At 70.5% G+C, this 6576-nt stretch carries 9 protein-coding genes; 6 read left to right on the forward strand and 3 right to left on the reverse strand.

What is annotated here, in order from left to right; all coding sequences use genetic code 11:
• The 5 genes from D7W79_RS36785 to D7W79_RS36805 form a co-directional block, all read left to right on the forward strand.
• Positions 1-846: ParB/RepB/Spo0J family partition protein (locus tag D7W79_RS36785; protein WP_120529948.1), on the forward strand; the 846-nt coding region annotated here is incomplete at its 5' end.
• A gap of 3 nt (positions 847-849) precedes the next feature.
• Positions 850-1296, forward strand: coding sequence for a bactofilin BacM (bacM, locus tag D7W79_RS36790; protein ID WP_014400844.1), 447 nt, complete (start codon positions 850-852; stop codon positions 1294-1296).
• Positions 1297-1298: 2 nt separating this feature from the next.
• Positions 1299-1868 carry a hypothetical protein gene (locus D7W79_RS36795; protein WP_120529949.1) on the forward strand — a complete coding sequence of 190 codons (570 nt, stop codon included), beginning with the start codon at positions 1299-1301 and terminating at the stop codon, positions 1866-1868.
• Positions 1869-1917: 49 nt separating this feature from the next.
• Positions 1918-2367 carry a CoA-binding protein gene (locus D7W79_RS36800; protein ID WP_120529950.1) on the forward strand — a complete coding sequence of 150 codons (450 nt, stop codon included), beginning with the start codon at positions 1918-1920 and terminating at the stop codon, positions 2365-2367.
• A 280-nt stretch (positions 2368-2647) separates the two neighbouring features.
• Positions 2648-2824, forward strand: a complete 177-nt coding sequence (locus D7W79_RS36805) for a hypothetical protein (RefSeq protein ID WP_244222173.1) — start codon at positions 2648-2650, stop codon at positions 2822-2824.
• Between the two features lie 94 nt (positions 2825-2918).
• Here the strand turns inward: D7W79_RS36805 and egtD are convergent, their stop codons facing one another.
• Positions 2919-3941, reverse strand: coding sequence for an L-histidine N(alpha)-methyltransferase (egtD, locus tag D7W79_RS36810; RefSeq protein ID WP_120529952.1), 1023 nt, complete (start codon positions 3939-3941; stop codon positions 2919-2921).
• Positions 3942-3948: 7 nt separating this feature from the next.
• Positions 3949-5283: an ergothioneine biosynthesis protein EgtB gene (gene egtB / locus D7W79_RS36815; RefSeq protein WP_120529953.1), complete on the reverse strand. Its 1335-nt coding sequence runs from the start codon at positions 5281-5283 to the stop codon at positions 3949-3951.
• A gap of 403 nt (positions 5284-5686) precedes the next feature.
• Here egtB and D7W79_RS36820 point away from each other — a divergent pair, with 403 nt between their 5' ends.
• Complete coding sequence (locus tag D7W79_RS36820; RefSeq protein ID WP_120529955.1) at positions 5687-6064, forward strand: response regulator; 378 nt, start codon at positions 5687-5689, stop codon at positions 6062-6064.
• A gap of 31 nt (positions 6065-6095) precedes the next feature.
• Here the strand turns inward: D7W79_RS36820 and D7W79_RS36825 are convergent, their stop codons facing one another.
• On the reverse strand, positions 6096-6365 hold the full coding sequence (locus D7W79_RS36825) for a hypothetical protein (RefSeq protein WP_147442236.1): 270 nt from the start codon (positions 6363-6365) through the stop codon (positions 6096-6098).
• Positions 6366-6576: the final 211 nt, after the last annotated feature.

Here is a 6576-nt window from a genome sequence, read left to right on the forward strand (position 1 = left end):
CCCCAGGCCGCCCCCGCCGCTCCGGCGCCCGCCGCGCCTCCGAAGGCCGGCGTGCTCAAGCTGGCCATCGAGTCCATCCACCGCGACACGCTCCAGCCCCGCCGCCACTTCGACGAGACGAAGCTCCACGAGCTCACCGAGTCCATCAAGGCGCAGGGCCTGCTCCAGCCCATCCTCGTCCGCAAGAACCCGAACAAGGGCGGCGACGGCTACCTCATCATCGCGGGCGAGCGCCGCTGGCGCGCGTCCCAGGCGGCGGGCCTCAAGGAGATCCCCGCCATCGTGCGCGAGGTCACGGAGGCGGAGTCCTTCGAGCTCGCCCTGGTGGAGAACCTCCAGCGCGCGGACCTGAACCCCATTGAAGAGGCGGACGGCTACCGGCGCCTGGTGGAGGAGTTCAAGCTCACGCAGGAGCAGGTGGCCCAGAAGGTGGGCAAGGAGCGCTCCACCGTCGCGAACGCGCTGCGCCTGCTGGCCCTGCCCCCGGACGTGAAGGCCATGGTGGCGGACGGGTCGCTCAGCATGGGCCATGCGCGCGCGCTGCTCGGCGTGCCCCGGCTGCCGGAGCTCCAGAACCTGGCGAAGCAGGTGACGGAGAAGAAGCTGTCCGTGCGCGACACGGAGCGGCTGGTGCAGCAGGGCAAGTCCGCGAAGGGCGGCAAGGATGCAGGCAAGCCGGCGCCCAAGGTGAGCCCGCAGGTGAAGGCGCTCACCGAGGAGTTGCAGCGTCGGTTGGGAACAAAGGTCCGTCTGTCGGAGAAAAGCCCGGGAAAAGGCACCCTGGAAGTGGACTTCTTCTCCTACGATGACCTCGACAGGCTGTTGAAGCTTCTGAGGAAGGAGTAGGGCGTGGCGCTCCTTGGCGGGAAGAAAGACGAAGCACCCAGCAAGCCCCTGTTCAAACGGGAGGAGGATTTCGTGTCGACGCGTCCGGGTGAGGTTCACACGCTTCTGGGTAAGGGAAGCGAGTTCGAGGGGAAGCTCACCTTCGAAGGTCAGGTTCGAATCGACGGTAAGTTCAACGGGCAGATTGTCACCAAGGACGTGCTCGTCATTGGCGACGGCGCCCGCGTGCAGGCGGAGATCCAGGCCGGCACCGTCATCATCAACGGCACCGTGGAAGGCAACGTGCGCGCCACGCAGCTCATCGAGCTGAAGCAGCCGGGCCGCGTGAAGGGCAACCTGGAGACGCCGTCGCTCTCCATGGACCGCGGCGTCATCTTCGAGGGCTCCCTCAAGATGGAGAACATCGGCAAGGGCGGTGGAAACCCGCCGCCGCCCGGAGAGAAGAAGTAGCGGTGCGCGTGCTCGCGTCCAGCGCGCGGAAGGTCCCGGGGCTTGAACGCCTCGGGCTCGTTTCGCTCGTCTCGCTCGGCGTCTTGTTTGGCGGCTGCAAGGGCTGCTCGGACGAGAAGCCGTCCGTCGAAGGGATGACGGAGGACGCGGGGCTGCGCTCGGGCGTGAAGGTGCCGCTGCCGCCGGGATGGTCCGCGCAGGTGGCCACCGACGGCAGCTTCCAGGCGGGCCCTCCCGGCCGCCCGGCGCTGCGTGTGGATTTGAAGCCGGGGCAGGGTGCGGAGATGCCCTCCTCGGAGAAGCTGGCGGACACCGTCCGTCAGCAGATGAAGCAGTTCACGCTGTCGCTGGACCAGGAAGAGGAGTCCCCTTCCTTCTCCCTGCTGCGCGTGACCATGGCGCCGGCACTGGGCGACGGTGGCCTGGGCCCGGAGGCGCCCGCGTTCTTCGGCGCCCGGCGCGTGGGGGACGACCTGTTCCTCTGCGCCAGCCTGCCTGGCGCTTCCAGCGAGGAAGTCCGCCTGGCCACCGAGGCCTGCCGTACCATCCAGGTCCAGGCCGCGCCCCGCTGACAGTCCCCCGCTGGGCTCGCGGCCTCCTTCCACAAGGAGCGCGCAACCCATGGACGACTGGCGCAAGAACCTCATCGAAGACGCGGCCGGCATCGACGCGCTGCTCGCGCGCACGAAGCGCATCGCTGTGCTGGGCATCCGTCCGGAAGCCCAGGCGGACAAGCCCGCGCACGCCATCCCGAAGTTCCTCAAGGACCACGGCTTCACCGTGCTGCCCGTGCCCACGCACGGCGAGCAGGGAAGCATCCTGGGTGAGCCCATCTCCGCGTCGGTGAAGGACGTGCCCGGAGAGGTGGACGTGGTGGAGGTCTTCCTGCGGCCGGACGACATCGACGCGCACGTGGACGCGATGCTGGCGAAGAAGCCGCATGCCGTCTGGTTCCAGCTGGGCATCCGCAACGACGCCGCGGCCGAGCGGCTGGCCCGCGCGGGGATCCGCGTGGTGCAGGACCACTGCATGAAGGTGGAGTGGAAGAAGCGCCACCCGGAAGGCCGATAAGCGACAGCGCCCGGGGCTTTCGGGAACGTCCTGCGCGGCCCGGGTGTCCCCATTACGTGAGACGGGTGATGTTTCTGGCGACTGGGACGGGGAGGGGATGGACTTCGGGACCGGCCCGGGGTGCAATTCCGTCCACGCCCCGTCAGCTGAGGTCTCCAGGACTTCCCCAAAGCCGTCCGACTTCCTAACCTTAGCTTCCCGGCCTGTGTCGAGCGCCCGCCCGGCCCAAGCCTTCACGCTGTGCCCCCTCGTAAGGAGTCCGCGCATGACGCTCACCGAGATGCTTCCCCTCCCCCTGGCCGCCGTGGAGATCGGGCCGCTGGGTGAGCAGCTAGCAGCGGCGGGGGGGCTGGTCATCACCGCGGCGGCGGCGCTCTGGGCCGCGTGGACCCGCCCGGCGCAGCAGCCGGCCCCGGTGCCGGTGCCCGTGCGTCGCAATCCGCCGCGCCGCCGCTAGGCCGCCCGCGGCACCCGTCGTCCCCTGGATTCGGGCCCGGGCCCGGCGCGCGTGAAGCAGCGCCGGGCGGTCCCTCCTCCCAGCAACTCCGGGTTCAGCGCTTCATCGCCAGCGACAGCGCGAAGTCTCCCTCCGCGTCCGTCCACCACGCGGTCAGGTCGAGGCCCGCGTCGCTGAGCTCCGACTGCACCTGCTCGCGACAGAACTTGCAGCTCACCTCCGTGCGCAGACATTCGCCTTCCGCGAAGTCCACGCGCCGCCCCAGGTCCTCCAGCCACACGGACTGGGCCTTGCGCGAGATGAGCCGCATCTCGATCCACTTGTTCGCCTCGTCGAACGGGGCCAGGTGTTCGAAGGCCTCCGGGTCGAAGTCCGCCTTCAGCTCGCGGTTGAGCACGTGCAGCACATTGCGGTTGAAGTCCGCCGTCACGCCCGCGCTGTCGTTGTAGGCGGCGAAGAGGCGCTCGCGGTCCTTGATGAGGTCCGTGCCCAGCAGCAGCCCGTCCCCCGGCTTGAGCCCCGACGCCAGCTCGCGCAGGAACAGCGCGCGCTGCGCGGGCTTCAGGTTGCCGATGGTGCCGCCCAGGAAGGCGATGAGCCGCCGGCCGCCGCCCGGGATGCGGCCCAGGTGCTGCTCGAAGTCGCCCACCACCGCGTGCACGGTGATGCGCGGGTACTCGCGCGAAAGGTTCTCCGCCGCCTTGCGCAGGAAGGCCTCGCTCACGTCGAAGGGCACGAAGCGCTTGAGCTGCCCGGCCGCGTCCATCGCGTCCAGGAGCAGGCGCGTCTTCTCACTGGTGCCGCTGCCCAATTCCACCAGCGTGTCCGCGCCGCTCAGCCGCGCGACGTCGTCCGCGTGGGCGCGGAGGATTTCGCGCTCGCGGCGCGTCGGGTAGTACTCCGGCAGGCGGGTGATGTCGTCGAAGAGCTGGCTGCCGCGCTCGTCGTAGAGCCACTTGGGGCTCAGCTCCTTGGGCCCGCGGCAGAGCCCCTCCAGCACCTCCGCGCGCAGCGCGCGCTGCGCGTCCCCGGGCCTCACGTGGACGTCCACCTTCACGCCCGGCGCCGAGTCGCCGTCCGCGACGCGTGCCTCGCCCTGCTCCGTCCTCATCCTCATGCGACCCTCACCTCACGTCCCGTGCACAGCGAAAGCCGGCGAAGATCTGCCGCCGGATGGGGAAATCCCAGTTGCGGAAGCTGTTGCGCACCGCGACCGGCGCGCTCGCCCAGGCGCCGCCCCGCAGCACCTTGGACGTGTCGCCGAAGAAGACCTCCGAGTACTCGCGGTACGGAAAGGCCCGGAAGCCCGCGTACGGCTGGAAGTCGCTGGAGGTCCATTCCCAGACGTCGCCCAGGAGGCCCCAGACGCCGTCCGCGCTGCCGCCCAACGGATGGCTGCCCACGGGCGACGGTCCCCAGCGCGCCCCGCCCAGGTTGGCGTGCGCGTCCGTGGGCGCGGCGTCCCCCCAGGGGTGCGCGCGAGAGACGCCGTCACTGCCCTGCGCGGCCTTCTCCCACTCGGCTTCGGTGGGCAGGCGCTTGCCGGCCCATCTCGCGTACGCGTCCGCCTCGTACCAGGACACGTGCTGCACCGGTTCGTCCTTGGGCAGCGGCTCCACCGTGCCGAAGCGGCGGCGCAGCCAGACGTGATTCCCCCGCGGGATCCAGAAGAGCGGGTGGCGGATCCGCTCAGCCTGAATCCAGGCGAAGCCCTTCGGATCCCACCACCGCGGATCCTCGTAGCCGCCGGACTCCACGAACACGAGGAAGTCCCCCGTGGTGACGGGATGCGCGTCCAGGAGGAAGGGCGCCACCTCCACGACGTGCAGGGGGCGTTCGTTGTCGTAGGCCCACGCGTCGTCGCTGCCCAGGTGCACCGGGCCGCCCGGGATGAAGACCTCGTGCTGGGGCACCGCGCCGGGCTGGGGGCGCAGGGCCTCCACCGGGTGGTACTCCACGTTGGTCATCAGCTGCAGCGTGGCGGCCAGCGTCTCCGCGTGCTGCTGCGCGTGCTGAGCCACCATGCCGAAGACGAAGCCGCCGTGGAGCAGCGGATCCGCGCTGTCCTCCGGCAGCGTCTCCAGGTGCGCGCCCACCGCCTCGCGCACGCGGGTGGCGTAGGCCCAGGCGGCCTCCGGCTCCAGCAGGGGCAGCGTGGCGCGGGTGCCGCGCGGGTGGCGGAAGGCGTCGTAGATGGCGTCGAACGCGGGGTCCGTGAAGGCCGGAGCCCCCAGCGCGCGCAGCAGCCACTGCTCCTCGTAGTTGGCCACGTGGGCCACGTCCCACACGAGCGGGGACATCAGCGGCGAGTGCTGCCGCATCAGCTCCCCTTCCGGCAGCGGCGCGAGCATCGCCTGGATGCGTTCGCGCCCCGCCTCCAGCTCCCGCCAGACCCGGGCCTTCCACGGCACGGCCTCGCGGACGCGAACCCTCTGCTGCTCCTTGCTCCTCAGCGACATGGTCGGCCCAAGGTAGGAAGGGGCGGCGGGGCTCGCTAACCCCCCGGGGCCCCCGGTGAGAGGGTCCCGTGCGGGAGCACACGTTTGCGAGCCTGCTTCCCCTCCGCGTTGCCCCGGAGTCCTAATCAGCGGGGGCACCACTGGCGGCGTATTCTGGACCGCAAGGTTCGTTTTTGCCCAAAATAAATAACTGGGAGCGTGGGTCCCGCCTACCCGGCGCGGACCCTGCCCCGCCGCGCGGGGTTCCTGGTGGCCGGGCAACGTTTCCAGGGGTCCCCCTTCCCAGAGCGGATGCTCCGGCCCCAGGGGACACACCCTCCGGGGCCGCCATCTGTCCACCAGTCGTCGGGGTAATCCGGGAAGGCGTGTCCGCGTGGGGGAGGGGGTCTCTATGCTGCGGGACATGGCCAAGCTCGTGCCGCACAAGCCCGTGCTCGTGGTGGAGGACGACGAGGATGCTCGCGCCGCCATCGCCGAAATCCTGGAAGCCGAAGGCTACGAGGTCGCCGTCGCCGCCAATGGCCGCGAGGCGCTGGACGAACTCCAGCACCTGCCCCCGCCGAGCCTCATCCTCCTGGACCTGCGGATGCCGGTGATGGACGGCCCGGAGTTCCTGCGCCACCTGCGCGCGGACTGGCCCCGGCTCAAGTCCGTGCCGGTGCTGCTCCTGTCGGGCGTGGGCACGGAGCCGCTGCCGGACACGGGCGGCCTGCTGAAGAAGCCCATCGTCCCGGACGAGCTCGTGGCCACCGTGGGGCGGCTGTCCGGCCGCACCGCCTGACGGACCCGGGGCCCGCGCCGGGGCCCGTGCGTCAGCCCACCCGCGTCACCGCGAGCAGCGTGAGCGTGCTGGCGCGGGGGTCCTTCTCGTAGAGCAGCTCCAGGTCGTGGCCCTCCACGCGGTGCCGCGCGGGTCCCGCCACCGAGTCGTGGTTCCTCGACCGCTCCGCCAGCCGCGCCAGGGTCTGCTGCAAGGCCTCGAACGCCTCCGAGGACATGCGCCCCACTTCCCGCCACGCGGGAGGCGCGTAGTGGACGCGGTAGGGCAGGACCAGGCGGTTTCTTGCGGAAGACTGGGACACGGGTTCGGTTCCTCGACGCGTCTCCACTCATGCGAACGGCATGCCCACTCACTGCTCCCGGGAATTCCGGGCACTTTCGCGGTGAGTCATGGCGGGTGCCTGAAGAAGTTACGGGGCCGCCCGATTCGTAGGGGAAGAAATGACTGTCCGTACGGCAGGCCTGGAAGGGGGATGACAGGGCCCCTGTCCGCCCGTCCGGGTGGGGCTGGGG

It is taken from the genome of Corallococcus exercitus (assembly GCF_003611585.1).
Classification (GTDB): Bacteria; Myxococcota; Myxococcia; order Myxococcales; family Myxococcaceae; genus Corallococcus; species Corallococcus exercitus.

Coding starts and splice junctions, on each gene's coding strand:
- D7W79_RS36800 (WP_120529950.1), top strand. CDS start 1,918: ATGGACGACTGGCGCAAGAACCTCATCGAAGACGCGGCCGGCATCGAC.
- D7W79_RS36805 (WP_244222173.1), top strand. CDS start 2,648: ATGCTTCCCCTCCCCCTGGCCGCCGTGGAGATCGGGCCGCTGGGTGAG.
- egtD (WP_120529952.1), bottom strand. CDS start 3,941: ATGAGGATGAGGACGGAGCAGGGCGAGGCACGCGTCGCGGACGGCGAC.
- egtB (WP_120529953.1), bottom strand. CDS start 5,283: ATGTCGCTGAGGAGCAAGGAGCAGCAGAGGGTTCGCGTCCGCGAGGCC.
- D7W79_RS36820 (WP_120529955.1), top strand. CDS start 5,687: ATGGCCAAGCTCGTGCCGCACAAGCCCGTGCTCGTGGTGGAGGACGAC.